The following is a 21,834-nucleotide window of genomic DNA, read 5'->3' as shown; positions in this document are numbered from 1 at the left end:
CGACGATCACCTGACCAGACAGCTCCTCGAGGTGTCGTGCGACCAGTGGTCTCCGTAGCCAACCGACGGAGAGCCTGGTCCAAGCCGCCCGTTGGCTCGGCAGACACAGCGCTCGGAGGGTGGCCGTGACCGCGTGGAACGACCGGATCGCGGCAGTCCGGGTGGTCGGGTGCGCGCAGCATTTACCTCGCCGGCCCGCTGAACCCGGCTTTGTTCCGCCAGTGCTGGGTACTTCTCGAGTATGCACACACCGCCACGCATGCCTGAGCAGATGCTGATGCGGTACGCCGATGTACCCGAGGGCCGTATGCGCAGCCGGGTACTCGGAGAGCCGCGCGCGGGCACGCCGCCGGTCGTGGTTGTCCAGGGCATGGCCGTCTCGGACTACCTGCTGCCGGCATGCGCGGCTGTGGGCGAGTGGACGCAGATCTTTCTTCTTGACCTCCCCGGCTACGCCGGGAGCGGACAGCCGACGCACTACCTCGACGTCCGCGGATACGGTGAGGCGGTGGCCCATTGGCTGGAGGCCGCCGCCCTCGATCACGCCGTGGTCGTGGGGCATTCCAGCGGCACCCAGGTCGCCGCCTGGGCCGGCGTCCTGTGTCCTGAGCGGGTGGCGGCAGTCTGCCTGGCCAGCCCCACGGTGGATCCGGTCGCGCGCTCGTTGCCGCGGCTGCTGCTGCGGTGGCGCCTCGACGGGCGCTACCCGACGCCAGGCCTGCAGCAGAATCATGTGCCCGAATGGAAGCGCGCTGGCGTCCGCGGCATCGCGCATCTGCTCAGGGTGCACCTGGCGGACAAGCTGGAGGAGCAGGTGGCTGAGCTCTCGATGCCGGTGCTGATCATCAAGGGAACGGACGACCGCATCAGCACCGACCGCTGGGTCAACGAGCTGTGCCAGGCCGCCGTGGAGGGCGAGGTCGCGACAGTCCCAGGACCGCACACATTCACCTGGGTCGACCCGCACGCCTGGTCACAGCCACTCCAGCGGCTCGCCAGACGCACGGCAGGATCACGGCCGTGACCGTGCGCCCCCAGCGCTCCATCGCGGCGTTCGACTCGGCGACCGCCATGCTCCTGGCGTTGTCGCGAGCGCTGGCGGAAAGGCCGTTCGAATACCTCGGCCAGTCCCCGATCACGGCGCCGCTCGTCTACGCCAGCCGACTCCTTCCGCTCCCGCTCCGCCGTCGGGTCTACGCCTTCGTCACCGGCTCAGAGGGCTTGCCACCGAGACGCCTCCGCGAAGTGGAACTGGACCAAGTGGCCGCCTGGGCGGTTCATCAGTATCCCGAGCGGCAATACCCCGCGGTCGTCGTGGGCTCCTCCAACGGAGCGCTCACCCACCTGTACGCCGCCTGCGGCATCCCGTGGCTACCCCAGACATGGCTCGTGCCAGTACGCCGTCGTTGGGCCGACCCAGACGACGTACGCGGCGCTCTCGACTTCGGTGTGCAGCATGCGCCGCCGCTGCTGCGCAGCAACGCGACAGTCGGACTCCACCACATGCACGACCCGAACCAGGACGCCCTCAGCGCCTCACAGATGGCCTACTTCCGCATCAAATGGCGTGGGCTGCCACCGGCGTACCAGCACTTCCTCACCCACCGGCTTCAGCCGCACGCTCCAATCATCGTGACGCGTGACGCGTCCACATGGCCAGTCACCCGCGTCACGGACCACCACGTCTTCCAGTTCGGCGCCCAGGGCGGGATGAGCCCGGACCAGTACCAGGCACTCCCTGGGGCCCCGGAAACCAGCGAAGAGGTGGCAGAAGCGGAGTGGGGGTTCGACGACGAACTGCTGGAGCACATCCGCGCGTACGCCGACAAGCACGATCATCCGGTCGTCGAGCTGCGCTACCACCATCCCCAGGATCCGGCGGCTGCGGTAGCCGATACCTACGCCGCCTGGCTTCGACGACATGACATCGAGCCGAGGCGGCTGCTGGTCAGCTCCTTCATCGTCCTCGACCCCTGGCAGACCGTCGACACCGCGTCAGTCCCGTATTGGACCTACTTTCCCACCAGCCAGGGCGCGCACGCTCTGTCCGACTACCTCGACGGCCACACCTTCGACGAAATCGGCATCATGCTCTTCAGCCACGGGACCCGCTCCCGCGGCCTTGCGGAAGTCGACTGTTGGCAGCAGCTCGCGAACCGTGCCCGGCGGCGCGGGCGTCTGCTGGCGGTGGAGCGGTCGGCGTTTCCAGCGGACTTCAGCACATTCGCGCGCTACACCCCAGCACTGCGCCGGCTGCCACGCGCCAGACGGCCGCAGTCACCGCTGTCTGTGGAGACGGCACTCCTGGGTCTGAGCGAATCCGAGCGGATCTCCGTGCTCGGCTGACCCGGTTACAGCGCCGACGACTGCCTCGCCCCCCGGGCTTAGGCGTAGTAGGTTCTCGGAGCGATCGTGCAGTCGTGCGTGCTCGGCGCACGACAGATCGAAGCGATCCCGAACCGAGTCTTGTGCTCGGCGATGAACCCGCCAGAGCACCGCTGTCGCGGGTCGACCGCCTTGGCCTTGGTCTGCTCGTCCTACCTCCTCGGCATGAGTGCCACCTTCCCCACGAAGGAGGTGCGCATCAAACCCGGGTGGTTCAAACACGGTGCACGACATGGCGATGACGATCACGGGTGGGTTGTCGAAGTCTGAGTGGCAGCACGTGCCGAGGCGGGACTCAGCCGGCCGACAGTTGGAGCGCGTGCAGCAGCTGCGAGAACGGGTAGGAGCGGCGCAGGCGGCAATGGAGAGACTAGGGCGAGCGATCGACGCGGGGTAAGCGGTTGCACCGAGAAACGCCCCTGCCTACCCTGAGAGCAACCGTATAGAAACGTTTCTGTTGTTACTGTGTCGAAAGGCTCTCATGGTCACGCCCATTGTCTATGTCGATCTGTCGCCCGAGCTCGAGTCCGAACTGTTCGCCGGCGAGTCGCTGCAGCGATTGGAGCGGTTCGGTCGACTGATCCGGCGTGGTGCGCCGCAATCGGACGATCGGGACGATCGGCGACTGCTGGCCGACATCCTGATCACAGGGTGGGGATCGAAGCCATTGCCGGCCAGGCCGGGTCCTTCGGACCGGCTGAGGCTGATTGTGCACAGCGCGGGCTCGATCCGTTCGCTGGTGCCGTTGTCGCTGCTACCGCACGGCGTGCGGGTCAGCCAGGCGTCGGCGGGGATGGCGCAGTCGGTGGCGGAACTGGCGCTGTACATGACGATCGCGCGGCTGCGGGACCTTGATCGAGTCGACCGGAGGATGAACGCCGAACACGGGTGGAGCGCGGCCGACCTCGGTCTCGGGCGCACCCTGGCAGGGGCGACGGTTGGTGTGGTGGGAGCGAGCCGGGTCGGGCGCGCCTATGTCAAGCTGGTCGTCGCGGCCGGCGCGGACGTCCTGGTTCACGATCCCTATCTGAGCGAGCGCGACGGCAAGGAGTTGGGAGCCAGGCTCGTCCCGCTCGACACGCTTCTCGGGCAGTCGGCGGTCGTGGCACTGCATGCGCCGGTGCGGCAGGAGACGAGACGCATGCTCGACGCACGCCGGCTCGCGATGATTCCCGATGGCGGAATTCTGATCAACACTGCCCGAGCGGCGCTGGTCGATACGGCGGCTCTGCTCGCCGAACTCCGCACTGGACGCCTGAGTGCGGCGGTCGATGTGTTCGACGAGGAGCCGCTGCCGGCGGATTCGGAGTGGTGGCGCCTGCCCAACGTCCTGCTGACGCCGCACCTTGGCGCCCGGACCTGGCACTCCCGCCGGACTCAAGGGGCGATCGTGGTCGACGAGATCAGGCGCTATCTGGCCGGCCTCGATCTGCGATACGAGGTGCTGCCCGGCACCTACGACCTGATGGCCTGATGCGCAGAGCACGTTTCAGAGATCCGTGCGAGATATTGCGAAACGATACTAGAAATGCGTACCCTCTGCGGGAAACGCTTACCACTGAGGCTGGGGAGCGACCGACAGGAGTGGTGGAGATGATGCAGCGAGGATTGAAGGCCGTGACAGCGACGGCGCTGACCGTTGGGCTGACGGCGATCGCCGCGTGTTCGTCCGGCGGTTCCGAGGTCCAGGAGAGTCAGGACCCCGCATCCGCGACCGGCACACTGCGCGTCGTGGTGCCGAACTTCCCGGCCAACAACGTGGGGCAGGCGGTGTTCCAGGGGATCGTCGACATCTTCCACAAGACGTACCCCCAGATGAAGGTCGAGCCTGATTTCGTTCCGTACGACAATCTGAACGAGAAGATCTCGACCTCGCTGGCGGCCGGTAACAACTACGACGTGGTCAGCGCCGGCATCGGTTGGGTGCAGCCGCTGGCCGACCTGGGCGCGATCCAGTCGCTGACCAAACTGGGGGTGAGCACCGAGGACCTGGAGAAGTCGGTGTACCCGGCGTTCGTGGCGCCGATGAAGTACCAGGACGAGTTGTACGCCGTCCCGGTCGTCGCCAACCCGAGATTGCTTGCCTACAGCAAGAGTGCGTTCGCCGAGGCGGGCCTCGATCCGGCGAACCCACCGCAGAGCCTTGCGGAGTTGCGCGAGGACGCGAAGAAGCTGACCAAGCGCGACGCGAAGGGACAGATCACCAGGACCGGCTTCGACTTCTGGGCGCCGGCCAGCAACTACCGTCAGCAGTTCGTTGCGTTCCTGGGCGCCAAGGGTGGCGAGATGTTCACTGCCGATGGGCAGCCCGCCTTCAACGGTGATCAGGGCGTCGAGGCGCTGCAGCTCATCCATGACATGGTCAGCGTCGACAAGTCGTCGCGATACGGATACCAGAACTCGGCCAAGACGGCTCTCGTGACCACTGGTGAGGCCGCGATAGGGTTCGCCAGCCCGTACGTCGACTGCTCGACCGGCGGGGACGGGATCGGTGACAAGTGCAAGGACCTGGTCTACTTCAACTTGAAGGACACCAAAGAGGTCATGTACGTCGGTGGGCGGGTCGCTGCGGTGGGCGAGGGAACGAAGTACCCGCAGGCCGCGCTCGCGTTCGTCAAGGCCATGCAGGACCAGAAGTCGCAGGAGGCGATCTCCAAGCTCGACGTCGGCGTCCCGATCAGCAACGACGCTGGGGACAGCGCCTTCGTGAAGTCGAACCCGGCGGGCTCGTTCGCGTGGAAGAATCTCGACAAGGCCATCTTCGAATACGGCGGCGCGACCTTCCTCGACTTCCGGGCGAAGTTCGGTCCGTCGCTGGACGAAGTGATTCTGGGACGGAAGTCGCCTCAGGACGTGCTCAAGGAGCTTGACTCGGTGGCGCGCAAATGACCACTCAGACCCTCGAGAGGCCGGCGGGCGGCGGCGTCGACCGACTCCCTGCCCGCCGCCGCCGCGGGGGAGTCGAACGGGCCAAGGCGCGAGCCGGCTGGCTGCTGCTTTCGCCGGCCCTGGTGCACTCGGTGATCTTCGTCGCGCTGCCGGGCCTGATGGCTGTCTACCTGAGCTTGACCAACGCTCGGGTGGCCGGCCGGGGCAAGTGGATCGGCCTGGGCAACTACGTTGAGCTGTTCGGGGACGCGCAGTTCCGGGACGCCGTACTGCGGACCCTGCTCTACACCGTTGCCGTGGTTCCGGTGGCGATGGCGTTGTCGCTGGCGGTTGCGATCGCGCTCAACCAGAAGATCCCCGGACGGGCCCTGTTCCGGACACTGTTCTACGTCCCGGTGGTGACATCGACCGTCGCGGTCGCATCCGTGTGGCTGTGGATCTACAACCCTGCGGCGGGGCTCGGCAACCAGGTGCTGTCGTTCTTCGGGATGGCCCGGTCGGGCTGGCTGACCGACCCGGACGTCGCGTTGCCGGCGTTGATGGTGGTGGGTGTGTGGCAGGGTCTGGGCGCGAAGATGATCATCTATCTCGCGGCGCTGCAGAGTATCTCCAAGGACCTGATCGAGGCGGCGACGCTGGACGGGGCCTCCCGCTGGCAGGCCTTCCGGCACGTTACCTGGCCAGGCATCGCGCCGGTGCACTTCTTCGTCCTGGTCACCTCGATAGCGGGCTCGTTCCAGGTGTTCGACCTGATCTACGTCACCACTGGTGGCGGGCCGGCGCACGCGACCAACGTGCTGACCTTCGACATCTTCACCAACGCCTTCGAACGGCTGCATATCGGCTACGCGTCCGCGGAGACCGTGATCATGCTGGTGTTCGTCGGCATTTTGATCGGCCTCGGCCGGCTCAGCGTGCGTAACCGGGAGGGCTCGTGAGTACTGTCGTACGGGTGCCGCGGCCGAAGGCCGGTAAGGCGCTCCTGGTCGCTTTCCTCACCGTCGGCGGGTTCCTGATGGTCCTGCCCTTCGTGTGGATGGTGTTGACTTCGTTCAAGTCGCTGAACGAGGTCAACCACTTCTCCTGGCTGCCGCAGCGGATCGAGTGGCTCAACTACGTGAACGCCCTGAAGGCCGCGCCGTTCGCGACGTACTTCCGCAACAGCCTGATCGTGGTCGTCGGCCAGACCATTCCGGTGCTGCTGCTGTCAACGGCGGCCGGCTATGCGCTCGCTCAGCTGCCGGTCCGCGGCGCGCGTGGGATCCTCAACTACTTCATCATCCTGCTCATCGTGCCGTTCCAGGTGCTGATCGTTCCGCTGTTCCTGGTGGTACGGCGGATTCCGCTCGCCGGTGGCAATGACATCTTCGGCAACGGCGGCACTGGCTGGCTGAACACGTGGGCCGCGCTGATCGTGCCGTTCGTGTCCGCCCCGCTGTTCACTTTTCTCGCCCGCCAGTTCTTCGTCTCGCTACCGGCCGAACTCGCCGATGCGGCCCGCGTCGACGGCGTGTCCGAGATCGGCATCTTCGTCCGCATCATGGCGCCGCTGGCTGCGCCGGCTTTCGTCACGATCGCGTTGTTCAACGTGGAGTCGTCGTGGAACGGGTTCATCTGGCCGCTGGTAGCGACCAGTTCGGAGAGCCTGCGGCCGCTGCAGTTCGGCCTGGCGACGTTCGCGCAGGGACAGGGCGGCGTGCAATGGCCGTTCCTGATGGCGATGTCGGCGTTGGCGACGCTGCCGATGATCTTGTTGTTCGTCTTCGGCCAGCGATACTTCATCGCGGGCATGGCCACCTCGGGGATCAAAGGCTGATCCCGGAACCCGACCGTACTGCCAACGAATAGGTGATCGATGATTCCCGTACTGCCCCAGCTCCAGGTCGCCGGCCGGCTCGCCGCGGTGCTGCCCGACGAGGACCGCGAGCTGAGTCCGTACACCGGCCTGACCAGGCAGCACTGGATCGCGGTCGCGAACCATCTGCTGACCTCGGCGGCCGCGTATCGGTCGCCGAAGGGGGCCCGGATCAACTTCCCGGGCCGTCCGTCGCAACAGGGTCCGGCGACGGATGGTTTGGAGGGCTTCGCGCGTACGTTCCTGCTGGCGGCGTTCCTGCACGCCGGAGACGCGGACCGCAACAACCACCTGGCCGAGTACGTCGACGGCCTGATTGCCGGTACCCGCACGGTCGGTGCCGACGACAACGAGTCGTGGCCGGTCGTCGGTCACGTCGGCCGTGATGGTCAACCGCACGTGGAGGCGGCCGGGATCGCCCTGAGCCTGCACCTGACCAAGGCGGACACGTGGGGCCGACTCGCTCCGGACGAGCAGGACCGGCTCGCCGACTGGTTCCGCGCGACCATCACCCGCGAGCCGTCGCCGAACAACTGGTATCTCTTCCCGGCGACGATCGCGAGTTTCCTGGAAGGCGTGGGCCGGGCCGACGACCAGACCCGCTTCGTGATCGAGCGAGCCCTGGAGCTGATCGAGGTCTGGTATCGCGGCCAGGGCTGGTACTCCGACGGTGCCGGCGAGGCGTACGACCATTACGTCGGCTGGGCGATGCACCTGTACCCGGTGCTGCATGCCAGGTTGCATGGCCTGCCGGAACTGGACACCTTGGGTGGGCGCCTGGAGGAGTTCCTGCAGACCTTCACCCGGACCTTCGACCGGAACGGCTCTCCGCTGTACTACGGTCGGAGTATGACGTACCGCACGGCGACACTGGCGGCCGTCGCGCTGGGCGAGGCGGTCGATCGGACGCCCCTGACCTCCGGCCAGTCCAGGCGGATCCTCTCGGCCGGACTGCGGTACTTCCTCGAGCATGGCTCGATCACGGACAACGGAGTGCTCTCGCTGGGGTGGCACGGTGAACATCTGCCCACCGTGCAGCGGTACTCCGGTCCGGGATCGCCGTATTGGGCGTCGAAGGGCTTCCTCGCTCTCATGCTGCCGGCCGACCATCCGGTGTGGACGGCAACGGAGACAGAACTCCCCGGCGACACTGCGGACTACACGCGGGCACTTGATGTCGGCCTGCTGATCCAGAGCACCGCGGCGGACGGCTTGGTCCGGGTTCACAACCACGGCAGCGACCATCTGAAGACCGACGCGGCCGACAGCGGTGCGCCGGACCCGCTGTACGCCAGGTTCGGCTACTCGACCCGCACCGGTCCGACCTCGCTGCACGATCCGGCCGACAACGACATCCAGGTCGGGATCCGACGTGTGTGGAGCGCACGCCGGCGGATCCATCGCGTCGCGGCCGGGGAGAACTGGGTGGCGTCCTGGCATGCGCCGCGCTTCCCGAGGTTCTCACCCTGGGGTGCCAGCGACACCTCGGACGGAGGGCCGGTGCTGCCGTCCGCGCGCATCGAGAGCCTGACGGTGGTCCGCGGTGCGCTCGAGGTCCGGATCAATCGACTGGTCAGGATCCCGCCTGACTTACCGGTGCGGTTCTCGGGGTGGGCCGTGGCTGCGCCGCATCCGGGAGTGGTCGATGTCCGGGTCGAGCGGGCGACCGGTGTGGTCGCGACCGGTGAGCTGCGATCGGCCGTGGCCGGTTTGCACGGATGGGAGACGGCCGGTACCTCGTCTGCGTCGTACGGAACGGCGTACGGAGAGTGGGCAGTCGTGCCGGAGTTGCTGGGCACGACCTCGCCGGATCGCACTGTGTATGTTGCCATGGCGTCGTTGAGCGGCGTGCCGGTCGAGGATTCGGTCGCAGGCACGGTCGACCGGGGCGTGGTCACGGTCGAGTGGGACGACACGCGACAGGTGTTCGATCTCGATTCGATCTTTGCAGGCATCAGGTAGGAAGGACCCGATGGACGACATCGAGGCGGAGCCGACGCGGCGGAGCGCACCGACGCTGCGGGATGTGGCGCGCCGTGCAGAGGTCTCGGTTGCTACCGCCTCGCGGGCGCTGACCAGTGACTATCCGGTCGCCGAATCAACCCGGGCAAGAGTGCTGCGTGCGGTCGAGGACCTCAACTACGCCGTCACGTCCCGTCCGCCGAAGCGCAACCAGGCCGCGTCGCACATCGCCATGGTGGTTTCGGATGTCGTCTCGCCTCTGCGCAGCCACGTGGCGACCGGTGTCGCGGAGGCCGCGGGTGACGCCGGCCGGCTGTGCTCGGTGTACATCACCGGTGGTGATCTGCAGCGCGAGGAACAGGTTTTCGCTCGCCTGGAGGAGCAGGACGATCTCGATGCCGTCATCCTGGTCGGCGGTGTCGAGCTCACCGACGCTTATGAGCAACGGATGTCCGCGCATGCCCGGGCGCTGCATGCGCGAGGTGCGCAACTCGTCCTCTGCGGGCGTCCGCCGCTGCCGGCCGGAGTGCCGGCACTCGTGGTCGAATACGACAACCGAGGTGGCGCGTACGCCGCGACGAGCCACCTGCTTTCGCTGGGACACCGGCGCATCCTGACCCTGACCGGCCCCGAACGGTCGACGACGACGATCGGCCGGATGGCGGGGTACCGTTCGGCCCACGAGGACTTCGGCGTCGAGCTCGATCCGTCCTTGGTGATCCCGTGCCGCGCGGATCGCAGCGGCGGCTACCAGGGCTGCCGTCAGGCGCTGGCGGATCGTCTCGAGTTCACCGCGATCTTCACCCACAACGACGTGATGGCTTCCGGTGCGCTTGCCGCGCTGCGTGAGAGCGGACTGACTGTTCCGGGTGACATCTCGCTGGTGGGGTACGACAACATCCCGGTCGCGCAGGAGCTCTCCCCGCCGCTCACGACGGTCTACATGCCGCACGAGGAGATGGGCAAAGCCGCGGTTCGGCTCGCGCTCGAACGGCCCGAGCCAGGCTCCGGCCGGGAACGTCAACTGCTCGGCACTCACATCGTGATCCGCGCGTCGGTCCGGCCGCTGCCCGCGTCCCACCATCCTGCTCAGTAGGACGCGGGCAGGCCTTGGTTCGTCCGCTCAGCGCCGTACGTCGAGGGTGAGCACGGCGGTGCGGGAGTTGACCCAGCCGTCGTTGACCTTCCACTTCACGGTGAACTGACCAGCCCGTCCTCTGGCCGGCGTGTAAGTGAACGTCTTGTCGGGCCGGATCTCCAGGCTTCCTTGGGCCGGCTGGTTGACGACGATGACGTCGAGCGCGTCACCGTTGCCGTCCTCGGCCGGCAGCACCCCGGTGATCGGCGTGAACCGATCGGTCGAGTACGCCGTGTCGGCGGCAACTGGCGCGACGTTGTCGCTGGTCAGCCTGATCAGGTCGAGACCGATCTTCGGATTCGACGAGGCCGGGTTGGTGCCAGTGCTGACGAACTTGAACCCGTAGCGTCCGCTCACTGGGAACGTCACCCGGCCGAGATCAGCAGACCTGATCACACCGTTGCCCGGATCGTAGGCATCGATCACTCCGCCGAGTGGTGTCCCGTCGGAGTCGGCCGCCTCGGACGGGCCGAGGAGCGACGATCGGAACATTCCGCGAGCCGCCCGTGCGTCGTAGTCCAGGCCGAGGTCGTAGGTGCCCGCCTCGACCGCTGCGTAGAAGACTGCATAGTCACCGGTCTGCAGGAAGTCGACGATGCTGTAGCGCTTGTTGCTCGCCGTACTACTGGAGCCTCCGGTCTGGTTGACCTTGACGACGCCCGGCCTGCTGGTGACAACGTCTGAGGTGGCGGGATCGGCTTCGTCGTACCGGAGTAGCTCGGCCTCGATGGCCGGGTTCGGCTCGCGGTAAGCAGGAACCGTGCGTGGTGCAGGGGCCGGGGGGCCACCGGGCTTGTACTCGAGCTGCAGCCTGCTGATGACGGCGCTGCCGCTCGCTTCGAGCTTGAAGAACCTGAACCTGGACGATCCCGAGTAGGTGTACTTCGTCCTGGTGGCGTCGGCGTAGGTGGTCCGGGTGGTCGGCAGCTCGTAGTAGGCAACGCCGTCCGTCGAGCCGTACAGCGTCACCTCGGCGGGACTGTTGTAGGCGTAGACCGCGGCGCTGGTCAGGGTGCCGCCCATCGCGTACTGCACGCTGGTGGAGGTACCGTTCCTGCTCTTCAGTACGCCGAGATCCTCCTGCTGGGAAGAGTTCCCGTACGACTTCACCATCACCGCATTCGGTTCCCGATCGTACGTCTTCGAGAAATCGAAGAGATCGTCGACGATCCACTGCCGATTGACGAGCACGCGGGCCGAGATGTTCGACGGTGCGGAGGACCCGCCGCTGTTCTGCGCGATGACTCGGTAATAGTACGAACGGCCCGGCAGTGCTCCTGCGTCGTGGAAGAGACTGCTGTACGTCGGCAGGTTGTCGTACGTCACCCCCGCAGTCGTCCACGGGCCGCGTTTGGACTCGCTGCGCTGGAGGGTGTAGCTCTGGGCCCCGGTCGACCCCTGCCAGGAAATATGGCCGACGTCGGAGATCGGCAGCAGATATGGTGCCGCGGGTGCGTTCAACGCGGGTGGCGCGCTGGTGTTTCCGGCGATCTTCCACGCCTTGTCCACCAGGATCTGCTGGAGTGTGATCTCGGTCTGGATCTCTGGCAGGTAGCCCGCCGATCCGGGGAAGCCGGGCCAGTTGAGATCCTCGTATTGTGAGTCACTGTCGGAGTGTTTGTAGAACCCGCCGTCCCGGCTGTGAAAGCGAGTACCCCACCAGTTGGCACCGCTGGTTCCGTCCGCGATCGCCTCGTCCAGCAGACTGTTGAGCGTGGCCGGTGCTGTGTACATGGCGATCTCGCCAACCACCAGAGCTGTCCTGCTCTTCGTCAGCTCGCGGATGATCTTCAGGGTCGGTGTGCTCCCGATGTCGCCGGTCGTCGGGGTTCGGATGCCGGCCGGCAGCCTGCTGTCGGTCGCAGGGCCGGTGAGACCGACGTAGGTGTGGTACGAGAGCACGTCGATGTTCGGGTCGTCGAGGTATTCGCCGTAGTCGTGGACGATGCTGCCGTTGGCGAACTTGACCACGTCGTCGGGTTTGTTCCGCCCGTCGATGAACAGTTGCTCCGGAGCTGTCGTCTTGACGAACCGGGCGAGATCGTGCAGCCACGCGGCCCGTTCCGGCTCGTTGTCGATGACGATCTCGTTGCCGGACTCCCAGCCCATGATCGCCTTGTCCGCCTTGTAGGGAACGCCGGTGTAAACGTTCGTGCGGTTCAGCAGCCGACCGACCATGTCCTTGAATCGCACGTTGGTGCGGCTGCCCACGGTGAAGAAGTTCTCGCCGTACGTCGACGTACCGCCGCGCAAGGTGGCCTTGTAGTTCACCAGCGGGATGTACAGCCGGATACCTTCCTCGTTGCAGATCTGCAGGAGCTTGTCGAGCACCCGCATCGCGTTCTCGTTGAAGCTGATGTCGTCGCTGCCTGCCGGCGCGTTCACCATTGAGTACGGCGCGGTGACCGGATCGGAGCCGTCGGTCACTGTGACGACGAAGGTACGCAGTACCTGTCCGTGCATCTGCTTGACCGTTGCCACCGCGTCGCGTAGTTCGTACTCGTTCGGCAGGCGCATCGCTGAGTCCGACTCGAACTGCTTGTTCGTGATCGTCTGCAGGATGTCGGGCATGTTGGTCGAGACGAACCGGAACTCGCCCGGCCCTTCCATGAGTTTGTCCCCGGTCCTTGTGATGAAGTGCTGCAGAACACTCCGGCCGCCTGCATGCGCAGCCTGCTGGGTGATGAACAGTGGCACGACTGTCACCAGCAACGTGATCAGGCAGCCCACTCTGACCGCGATCCTCTTCACAACGATTCGTCCCTTCCCTTCCCTTCCGTGACACCGTGGATCCACATCGAGCGGTAAGCGTTTGCCGGTACAGTATGCATTTCTAGTATCGTTTCGCAATAGCCTGAGGTGTTGCTGAAGCAGATCGCTCCCATGGAGCGCAGACTGCTGCCCCGGAAGCGCTCTCAAGGTGGGCAGATGTGCGCGAGATGTGCACCTCATGCCGCTAGTAACAAACAGAAACGTATAAGTGGTGGAAGGCGACGGAGGACGGTCTGACAGGACTCGTCGAACAGCGGGTCCGGGCGCGTCGTAGTGGACGTCTGGTGATGTCTCAGCCCATCGAGGTTCGTGCTTGAGACTGGCGCTCGCACCAGAGGGAAACCACTACTGCGTAAGGGGATTTGCATGCCCGGGGAGACAGCGACCGGACCGCGGCCTGCTCGTCATCGTCCAGTGGCCGGGGTCAAGTCCGTGGAAGTGGTGTAGTGCTGCGTGATCCGCTGTCGGGGTCAGGCGGTGAGTGCGGGCATGTGGTCGGCTCCGATCTCGGGGTCGGTGGTGAGGCGGCATCGGGTGAGGATGTCGAGTCCGAGGTAGCGGCGTTCTTCGGCCCATCGACTCGTGTGGCTGTGCATTGGTTCTCGTTGATTCACGTGTGTAAACGGGTGAACCAACTCAGCCGGGTATCGACGAGTCGGCCTACCGTGACGGTGGTCCGTCAGCGTTAGCTGGCTCGGCGAAGTCGACTTCGGCGCCTGTGATTGGCGGACGCGGGGTGGGACTGTGGCCAAGTCAGGTGATCGCACGCAGTCCCTCGGGTGGGGGAGAAGGGAGCCGCTCTCGGTCGCTTGGCTGAGCCAAGAAATCCCCCGTGACGGCGATGGCGCGCAGCAGGCGGATCACCAGGATGGACGTAGGTACCCCCCTCGGCCCACCGGGAGTCGCACACGTGAACACCAAGGCCATAGTGCAGCTCCGCTCGGTCGGCAAGACGTACGCGTCGGGTGACAATCAGGTTGCCGCTCTGACGAATGTGACACTGGACTTTCTTCCCGGAACGTTCACGGCCGTCATGGGTCCTTCGGGCTCAGGCAAGTCGACCTTGTTGCATTGCGCAGGCGGCCTCGCCTGCGTCGATACCGGAGAGGTCGTGGTCGCCGGTACGGCGCTCAATGGCTTGAGCGAGAACGCGTTGACCCGTCTGCGTCGTGAACGGATCGGGTTTGTCTTCCAGTCATTCAACCTGGTGCCCTCGCTCACCGTCTGGCAGAACGTCGAGCTGCCGATCCGCCTCGCCGGACGCCGCGCTCCGCAAGCCGAGGTCACTGCGGTGCTGGCGGGTTTGGGCTTGACCGATCGAGTCCGGCATCGGCCAGATCAGCTGTCGGGCGGACAGCAGCAACGCGTCGCTATCGCTCGGGCTTTGGTGACACGACCAAAGGTGCTGTTCGCCGACGAACCCACCGGGGCATTGGATTCACGTGCTTCGCGTGACGTCCTCGTTCTGCTGAGGAATATGGCCGAACGCTCCGGGCAGACAATCATCATGGTGACGCACGACCCGGCGGCCGCTGCTTACGCCGGGCGGGTCGTCTTCCTCGGCGACGGCCGTGTGGTCGGCGAACTGCTGGATCCAACGCCCGAGGCGGTCGCCGCGCACCTGACCCAACTGGAACAGGCACCGTGCTGAGTATCGCGGTGGCAACCCTGCGAACCCGCTGGGTGAGCTTTGCCGGAGCCTTTCTTGCCCTGATGCTGGGATCAGCGGTGATCGCAGCGATGGTGACCGCTCTGGCGGCCACCTCAACCACGCCCTTCCCCGGTCCGCAACGGTTCGCGACGGCACCGATCGTAGTGATACCGCGGCAGACGGTTCGACTGACGACGGACGGTCGCCCGGTTGATCTGACGGTACGGCGACCGGGCGGTCTGACCCCAGATGTGGTGGCACCCCTTGCCAGTACAGGCAAGGTCATCGCAGACCGCACGTTTTCTGCGCAAGTAGCTGGAGGGCCGTCCGATCAGGTCGGGCACGCGTGGTCAGCGGCAGCGTTCACGCCGTATCGGCTGGTCGCAGGCCGGGCCCCGTCGACCGCCGGCGAGATCGCGGTAGGGGGCGGCGACTCTGCGCTGGTCAATCGACAGGTCCTCCTGCGGACTGATACCGGCAGGTCCGCCTACACAGTCACAGGTGTTACCGCGCCGGTGTGGTTTGAACACGCGGTCTTCTTCACCGATGAGGAGGCAGCCCGCATCTCCCCGCGGGTCGACGCGGTCGTGGCCTACGGTCCTGTCGACGTCGTCCGCACAAGCGTGAGCGGCGCGGCCCAGGTGCTGACTGGTGACGCTAGGCAGGCCGCGGAGCCTGACGCCAGCGGAGGCGCAGACCAACTGTCGGACGCCGAGGCGATGGCCGGCACCTCAACTGTTCTGGGCGTCGGTGTCGCCATCTTCGTCGTCATCGCCACTTTCACCGTTGTTACCGACCAGCGACGGCGAGAGCTGGCGTTGCTGCGCACCGTGGGGGCGACGCCGTGGCAGATGCGCCAAATGGTCATGACCGAGGCGGCCGTTGTCGGTGCAGTGGCATCGGCGTTCGGATGCGTGCTGGGCTCGCTGTTGTCGCGATCGCTCAACACCTGGATGATCGACCACGGAGTGGCGCCACCGTGGTTCACCATTGATTTCGCTGTTCTGCCGCTTCTGGTCGCTTTCGCCGTAGGGCTGACCTCGGCGCTGTTGGGTGCGTCGGTCGCCTCCTGGCGATCGGCCCGGGTGCGACCTACAGCGGCGCTCCACGATGCAGCGGTGGAGCAGCGGGTCATGACTGTTGCACGCTGGCTGCTCAGCATCGGTCTGCTCGCCGCCGGTGCGTACGCCGCCGGGACGACGATAGTCGGGGAACCCAGCCGGGCATTGAGCGTGAAGCATTACCTGCCGACGTTCGTGCTCATTGCGGGATTCGCCTTGTTGACGCCTGTCATCCTCGGACCGGTCGCCCGCCTGGCAACTTGGCCGCTGGGCCATCTGCGGGCCGGCTCCATGGTAGTGAGAGCAGCGGCGCTCACGGCCGGACGCCGTACCGCAGGGATGGTGGCGCCGATAGTGGTAGGACTCGGACTGGCCGCGTCGATCCTCGCCGTGCAGGCGACCGCGGACGATACGGTCACCGCCGAGCTGCGACGATCCACCCGCGCCGACTTCACCGTCGTACCCAGTGAAACCGCCGTGATCGATCCGCAGACCGTGGCCGCGATCCGTAGCGTTCCAGCGGCCGACGTCATGGTATGGGCCACCACGTTGATCCACCTGGCCACCGTTTCCGACACCTACATCGACACCCTCGACGCGCGAACGGTGGATCTGGCCACGTTGTCCGCGATACAGAAAGTCGCCCTCGTTGCCGGTTCGCTGTCGCAGCTTGCCGACGACTCTCTGATCATCGACCAGGGCCTGGCCCGCAGGAACAGCTTGCGTGTCGGGGATCAGGTGAAGGCCTATCTACCGGATGGCAGCGGCGTCATCCTCCGGATCGCCGCAGAAACGAAGACCGGCGTGGCGGGGGAGACCGTCTATCTGTCTGCTGTTCACGCCGTAGGCGAATCCCCCACGCGGGTCGACGTCATGGCGCATCCAGGAGCCACTCCTGCAGACGTTGGAGCCGCTCTGCGCGCCGCTGTCCGCGGTCACGACGTTCAGGTCGTACCCATTGGGGTATATCTCGACGCTGTTCGCGGCGAACAGCAGCAGGAGACCCGACAAGCCATTGCCGTCATCCTGGGTATCGCGCTCGTCTACTCCTTCATCGCGGTGGCCAACACAGTAGTGATTGCGGCTTCGGGCCGCCGGCATGAGATCGTCGCTCTCAGTCTCGCCGGTGCCACCCGCCGCCAGATAACGCGGTTCATCGCAGCCGAATCTCTCCTGGTTGTGCTGATCGGGGCGATGCTGGCCGCTGGCGCGGCAGCCACGGTGATCGCCTGCCAGCGCGCAGCCCTGTCTCGGCTCGCCGCGAATGTTCCGCTGAGCATCCCTTGGCTTCTGCTCGGCGAGATCTTCGCCGTCTGCACGGCAATCGCGACCACCGCGGCCATCCTGTCGGCGCTGCGCATGCTGCGCGGCGGTGCGACGGGGCCCTAGACTCCGGCCTTTGTCAGCAGGGATGCGAGCGCTCCTGTTGCCTCGTCGATCTTGGCCTCGGGCAGGCGGCCGTATCCGAGTACGAGTCCGCGTTCGAGGCTCGGAGCGCGCTGGAGCGGCGAGAGTGCCTTGACGCCGATGCCCACCGCTGCGGCCGCGGCGGCGATGGCGATGTCGTCGGTGCCATCGGGTAGCCGGAGCAGGATGTGCATGCCGGCTGCGGAACCCTGGATGGGCAGTTCGGGCAACGCTGTCGCGAGGGCCTGGACGAGACGGTCGCGGCGGCGACGGTAGGTCTGGCGAGCCCGCGCTATGTGCCGGTCGTAGTCGCCACTGGTCAGGAATTCGGCGAACGCGATCTGGTCGAAGGTGGGTGAGCCGGAGTCGGCCAGCCCTTTGCGGATGCGTACTTCGTCGACCAGGCCGGCGGGCAGACTCATCCATCCGAGACGAACCCCCGGCGCGAGGGTCTTGGACGCGGTACCGACGTGGACGACCCGGCCGGGGTCGAGTCCTTGGACGGCGCCGAGCGGCGTACGGTCGTAGCGGAACTCCGCGTCGTAGTCGTCCTCGAGGATCACACTGTCGTGGCTGGCAGCCCACCCCAGCAGCGCTACCCGGCGGCGGGACGACATGACCGCGCCGGTCGGGAACTGATGGGCCGGTGCCACCATGATCGCGTCGGCCCGACCTGGCGACAGGTCGTCGGAGCGCAGGCCTTCGGAGTCGACCGCGCAGCCCACCACGGTCAGACCCGACTGCTCGATCACCGCGGACAGGGCGGGATGCGTCGGGCTCTCCACTGCGACGCATCGGGCGCCGCGAGCGACCAGGACCCGGCACATCAGATCCAGGGCTTGGGTGAAGCCCTGGGTCACGACGATGCGACGCGGATCGACCCGGACTCCGCGCACCCTTGCCAGATAGGAGCTCAAAGCCGTGCGCAGTTCGATCCGCCCCCGGTGGTCGCCGTAGTCCAGCGCGGCGTCCGGAGTGTTACGCAGAGCCTTGCCGACGGCGCGGGTCCACTCCCTGCGTGGGAAGAGCCGAACGTCGGGGGTGATCGCGGTCAGATCGAACCGCCATGCCGGAACGTGCGGATCCGGAGCGGCCGGCGCGGCGGTGAGGACCGCTGCCACCACCGGTGCTGCCCGCGCCGTGACATCGAGGTAGCCCTCACTGGCCAATTGCTCGTACGCATCGGTGGTCACTCCTCGCGACACACCGAGATCGGCGGCAAGTCGCCGCGAGGACGGCAGCACCGTTCCGGCCGTCAGCCTGCCCTCCTGGATGGCGATCCGCAGCGACTCCCGGAGCGACTGACGCATGCGACCCCGCCGTAGGACGAGATCCACAAAGAGATCCCGCCCGCCGCTGGCCTCGTCGGAGGCTGATTCCGTGGCTCTGTTCACGATGCCGACCACGGTAGACCCTCGAAGTGGCGGTCAACCGCCACTTCACCCAGGAGGAGAAAATGACTGTACAGAGCGTCGCCGTGGTGTCCGTACCGGTCTCGGATCAGGACCGTGCCAAGGCCTTTTACGTCGACAAGCTGGGCCTGAAACTCGTTCGTGAGGACGACTCGATTCCCGGCCTGCGCTGGATCCAGGTCGCCCCCGACGGCGGCGGCACCGCGTTGACACTCGTCGACTGGTTCGAACAGATGCCACCGGGCAGCGTGCAAGGCCTGGTGCTCAGAACGGACGACCTGGACGCGGACTACAAGACCTTCAGCGCGAACGGCGTACCGTTCGACGGCCCACCCGAGCAACAGCCATGGGCCACCGAAGCCGTCCTGCACGACCCCGACGGCAACATGATCGTCTTGCAGCAGGCCTGACGCGGACCGCCGACGGCAGGTGACAGAGCGCGCTGGAAGACGAGACCGCTCAGATCCAAGGTCCATTACCTCCGGGCCTCAAGCGAGTTCGCCTGGCCGTGTCGTCGAGGTGGTCAGGGCTATCGCTGTGGAGCGCGGACTCTCGCCGGCGCAACTCGCTCTGGCGTGGCTGCTCGGGAAGCGCGCTCATACCTCGACAGAAGATAGATGGTTCCCTTGAGCTCGGAACCGGTATGGGGCCGTGATGGGCGTCTGTGGTGTGGACGGTGTCCGTGACTCGTGTCGTCGAACGACGGACGGAAGCCGGCTCAGCTAGTGCCGGTCACGCTGGCGGCCTCGGCCTACTGGGTGGGGGTCAACGTCGCGGGCGCGGCGTTCACCGACGCCGCAGGCTTTGCCTGGTCCGCGGATCAGCGGTCCCATGGCTCGTGGGGTTATGTCGGTGGTGCCACCAAGTCCACCAGAGCCGGCATCGCTAGCACACAGGACGACAAGCTGTTCCAGACCCAGCGGACCGGCAAGACGTTCTCGTACGTGTTCAAGAACGCACCTGCGGGAAGCTACGTCATCGGGCTCGGCTTCGCCGAGATCGACCACGTCAAGGCCGGAAAGCGCCAGTTCGATGTGCTGGTCGACGGCGCGCCGGTGCTCTACGACCACGATGTTCAGGCAGAGGTGGGCAGGCTCACCGCCGATACGCACACCGTCACGGTCCAGCACGCCGGCGGTGACCTGACGGTCAAGCTGGCCGGCAACACCGGCCAATCCGACCCGATACTCAGCACGCTGAAGGTTCTGGAGGACCCGCACCCGATCGCGAAGGGGTGAGCGGACGGCCTAGCTGACGCAGTTCGTCCTCCCGCAACGCGATCGGCCCCAACCGTGGTGGCGGTTTCAAGGGGTCGTGGCAACACAGGTGAGTTAGCTGGCGGTTGTTAGGAGTTTAGCGAGGCGCTCGGCTGGGGTTTCCCAGTCGAGCGTTTTGCGTGGTCGGCCGTTGAGGCGGGCGGCGATGGCGGCGAGGTGGTCGGCGGTGTGGATGGACAGGTCGGTGCCTTTGGGGAAGTACTGGCGCAGCAGGCCGTTGGTGTTCTCGTTGGTGCCGCGTTGCCAGGGGGAGTGGGGGTCGCAGAAGTAGACCGGGAGGTCGGCGGCCAGGGTGAACTGGTGGTGCAGGCTCATCTCTGCGCCTTGGTCCCGGGTCAGGGAGCGTTTCAGGTGGGCCGGCAAGGTGGCCATGGTGGTGGTGAGGGCATCGCGGACGGTCTCGGCGTCACGCCCGTTGGGTAGGTGGACCAGCAGCACGTAGCGGGTGGTGCGCTCGACCAGGGTGGCGATCTGGGATTTTTGGTCCTTGCCGATGATCAGGTCGCCTTCCCAGTGGCCGCCGACCGCGCGGTCGGCGGCCTCGGCCGGGCGGTCGCTGATCATCACCATCGCAGTGGTGAACCTTGACTGGCGCTGGTCGGGACGCCGGTGGGGTTTGCGATACGTGCGGCCGGTGCGCAGCGCCCGGGTGAGCTCGCGGCGCAGCTCGCCGCGGCCCTGGACGTAGAGGGCCTGGTAGATCGTCTCGTGCGACACCTGCAGCTCCGGCCGGTCGGCGTACTTGCGGCGCCGGCTACGGCTGATCTGTTCCGGGCTCCATTCCAGGCTCAGCCAGCCCTGCACCACGGCACCCAGTTCGGGGTTGTCAGCGAGTTTGGCGGTCTTCGGTCGTGGCCGCCGAGCATCCGCGCGGGCCTGGGCCGCGTGCAGACGATACTGGCCATTGACCGGATGCCGGTTGCGGCGGATCTCCCGGCCGACCGTCGACGGACTCCTGCCGAGCTCGGCAGCGATCGCCCGGACCGACGCCTTCTCCCGCAACCGGTCAGCGATCACGATCTTGTCGTCCTCGCACAGATACCGGCAAACCCCCGAGGGCGGCTCCTCCCGGTTGATGGGAGGAACCGCCCTCGGATTGCCTTTGTGAGCATGGCTGCCGTTGCGCCACTTCTTCCCGGTCCGCACATCGATACCAACGATCGCGCAGGCCTGCCGGCTGCTATACCCCCGCCGCAGGAGTTCGAAATACGCCGCCGCTCACGCGTCAGCTTCTTCGGCCCCTGCGGCCTACGGTCCTCCCGAATCTCGAAGTCCATCGCACCCCTCGAACTGAGGTGTTGCGACGACCACTAGAACCTAAGTGAGGGTGGCGGGGCCGATCGCGGCGGTCTCAGCACGCCAGGTGCCCGGCGAGCTAATCGACACCTCGGTAAGTCACCGCCGTCATCTCGATATTGAGACCGAAGGGCAGACTCCGACAGTGGTGTGCACCGGCCGCGCGTTTTCGCCGAGCACCTGGGCATACGGGGTACTGCGGCTTGGCTCGACGCTCTGCGCTTCGACGCCGACTGGGCCGAGTTCCATCGACGCGACGCCGCCCGTCCATTTGGCACCCGAATGAGCCTGCTACCAACCCGATGGAATCCGGTATGATGTACTCGGCGAGCAGCCGTTCGCCCTAGTGATTCAGGCTTCCGCCCGAATCCCACCGACTTCTCGTAGCGTTGATTTCTCGGCCGATTAGGTCCAGAGGTCGCAGATTCAAATCCTGCCCGCTACGAAATCAGGCCCGGAGATCTGCGGATCTCCGGGCCTGAGAGGTTTGTAGAACTTGAGCACCGCTACAGAAACGCAACAGATTGAATCCAGACGTGCCACTCTGACCCCAAGCCTTACCACCGTGGGTGCGGTAGCGTCGTCGCTGTCAGTTGGTCTATCTCCCAAGAAACAAAGGTAGATCCCGCCGGCTCCAGTCCTTTCCGTAGTGGGATAACTGGGGCACGTCGAGTTCCAGAAGGTTGCGTGCGGCCCTGGCCCGACGAGGCGAATACGTATCCCCGTCAG

16 protein-coding genes are annotated in these 21,834 nt (G+C 66.2%); 12 read left to right on the top strand and 4 right to left on the bottom strand.

Going from position 1 to position 21,834, the window contains the following annotated elements; genetic code table 11:
- The first annotated feature begins 259 nt into the window (after positions 1-259).
- From E0H75_RS40495 to E0H75_RS40460, 8 genes are all read left to right on the top strand, one after another.
- Positions 260-1,024 (top strand): alpha/beta fold hydrolase, encoded by a 765-nt coding sequence (locus E0H75_RS40495; RefSeq protein WP_202873424.1) that lies wholly within the window; start codon positions 260-262, stop codon positions 1,022-1,024.
- Positions 1,021-2,346 (top strand): hypothetical protein, encoded by a 1,326-nt coding sequence (locus tag E0H75_RS40490; RefSeq protein WP_202873423.1) that lies wholly within the window; start codon positions 1,021-1,023, stop codon positions 2,344-2,346. Before E0H75_RS40495 ends, E0H75_RS40490 begins: the two co-directional genes overlap by 4 nt.
- 520 nt (positions 2,347-2,866) lie before the next feature.
- The gene (locus tag E0H75_RS40485; RefSeq protein WP_131519032.1) at positions 2,867-3,859 is read left to right on the top strand and encodes a hydroxyacid dehydrogenase; all 993 of its coding nucleotides are present in this window, start codon (positions 2,867-2,869) and stop codon (positions 3,857-3,859) included.
- A gap of 143 nt (positions 3,860-4,002) precedes the next feature.
- Positions 4,003-5,274, top strand: coding sequence for an extracellular solute-binding protein (locus E0H75_RS40480; RefSeq protein ID WP_165554405.1), 1,272 nt, complete (start codon positions 4,003-4,005; stop codon positions 5,272-5,274).
- On the top strand, positions 5,271-6,212 hold the full coding sequence (locus E0H75_RS40475; RefSeq protein WP_131519030.1) for a carbohydrate ABC transporter permease: 942 nt from the start codon (positions 5,271-5,273) through the stop codon (positions 6,210-6,212). The genes E0H75_RS40480 and E0H75_RS40475 overlap by 4 nt, the downstream gene beginning before the upstream one ends.
- Entirely contained in the window at positions 6,209-7,090 is an 882-nt protein-coding gene (locus tag E0H75_RS40470) for a carbohydrate ABC transporter permease (RefSeq protein ID WP_238163556.1), read from the top strand. Before E0H75_RS40475 ends, E0H75_RS40470 begins: the two co-directional genes overlap by 4 nt.
- A gap of 39 nt (positions 7,091-7,129) precedes the next feature.
- A complete protein-coding gene (locus E0H75_RS40465) occupies positions 7,130-9,091 on the top strand; it encodes a DUF2264 domain-containing protein (protein WP_131519029.1) in 1,962 nt (653 codons plus the stop codon).
- A gap of 10 nt (positions 9,092-9,101) precedes the next feature.
- Entirely contained in the window at positions 9,102-10,187 is a 1,086-nt protein-coding gene (locus E0H75_RS40460) for a LacI family DNA-binding transcriptional regulator (protein ID WP_131519028.1), read from the top strand.
- Positions 10,188-10,214: 27 nt separating this feature from the next.
- On the opposite strand, the gene E0H75_RS40455 is transcribed toward E0H75_RS40460, so the two are convergent.
- Positions 10,215-12,980: an Ig-like domain-containing protein gene (locus tag E0H75_RS40455; RefSeq protein ID WP_131519027.1), complete on the bottom strand. Its 2,766-nt coding sequence runs from the start codon at positions 12,978-12,980 to the stop codon at positions 10,215-10,217.
- 491 nt (positions 12,981-13,471) lie between these two features.
- Positions 13,472-13,597: a hypothetical protein gene (locus E0H75_RS44780; protein ID WP_272948982.1), complete on the bottom strand. Its 126-nt coding sequence runs from the start codon at positions 13,595-13,597 to the stop codon at positions 13,472-13,474.
- A gap of 314 nt (positions 13,598-13,911) precedes the next feature.
- Between E0H75_RS44780 and E0H75_RS40450 the strand changes: the two genes are divergently transcribed.
- Together E0H75_RS40450 and E0H75_RS40445 are read left to right on the top strand one after the other, a co-directional pair.
- Positions 13,912-14,652: an ABC transporter ATP-binding protein gene (locus tag E0H75_RS40450; RefSeq protein ID WP_238163555.1), complete on the top strand. Its 741-nt coding sequence runs from the start codon at positions 13,912-13,914 to the stop codon at positions 14,650-14,652.
- Entirely contained in the window at positions 14,646-17,102 is a 2,457-nt protein-coding gene (locus E0H75_RS40445) for an FtsX-like permease family protein (RefSeq protein WP_131519026.1), read from the top strand. Before E0H75_RS40450 ends, E0H75_RS40445 begins: the two co-directional genes overlap by 7 nt.
- On the opposite strand, the gene pdxR is transcribed toward E0H75_RS40445, so the two are convergent.
- Positions 17,099-18,430 (bottom strand): MocR-like pyridoxine biosynthesis transcription factor PdxR, encoded by a 1,332-nt coding sequence (gene pdxR / locus E0H75_RS40440; RefSeq protein ID WP_131519025.1) that lies wholly within the window; start codon positions 18,428-18,430, stop codon positions 17,099-17,101. The two genes, E0H75_RS40445 and pdxR, sit on opposite strands and share 4 nt — an antisense overlap.
- A gap of 146 nt (positions 18,431-18,576) precedes the next feature.
- On the opposite strand from pdxR, the gene E0H75_RS40435 reads away from it, so the two are divergent.
- Both E0H75_RS40435 and E0H75_RS40425 read left to right on the top strand, forming a co-directional pair.
- Positions 18,577-18,942: a VOC family protein gene (locus tag E0H75_RS40435; protein WP_131519024.1), complete on the top strand. Its 366-nt coding sequence runs from the start codon at positions 18,577-18,579 to the stop codon at positions 18,940-18,942.
- 279 nt (positions 18,943-19,221) lie between these two features.
- Positions 19,222-19,770, top strand: a complete 549-nt coding sequence (locus E0H75_RS40425) for a malectin domain-containing carbohydrate-binding protein (protein WP_131519022.1) — start codon at positions 19,222-19,224, stop codon at positions 19,768-19,770.
- Positions 19,771-19,863: 93 nt separating this feature from the next.
- On the opposite strand, the gene E0H75_RS40420 is transcribed toward E0H75_RS40425, so the two are convergent.
- Positions 19,864-21,006, bottom strand: coding sequence for an IS30 family transposase (locus tag E0H75_RS40420; RefSeq protein WP_420323318.1), 1,143 nt, complete (start codon positions 21,004-21,006; stop codon positions 19,864-19,866).
- Positions 21,007-21,834: the final 828 nt, after the last annotated feature.

The sequence above is a fragment of the Kribbella capetownensis genome, from assembly GCF_004331485.1.
Classification (GTDB): Bacteria; Actinomycetota; Actinomycetes; order Propionibacteriales; family Kribbellaceae; genus Kribbella; species Kribbella capetownensis.
The sequence above is the reverse complement of the archived record's forward strand: the minus strand, read 5'-3'. Positions and strand labels throughout refer to the sequence as shown.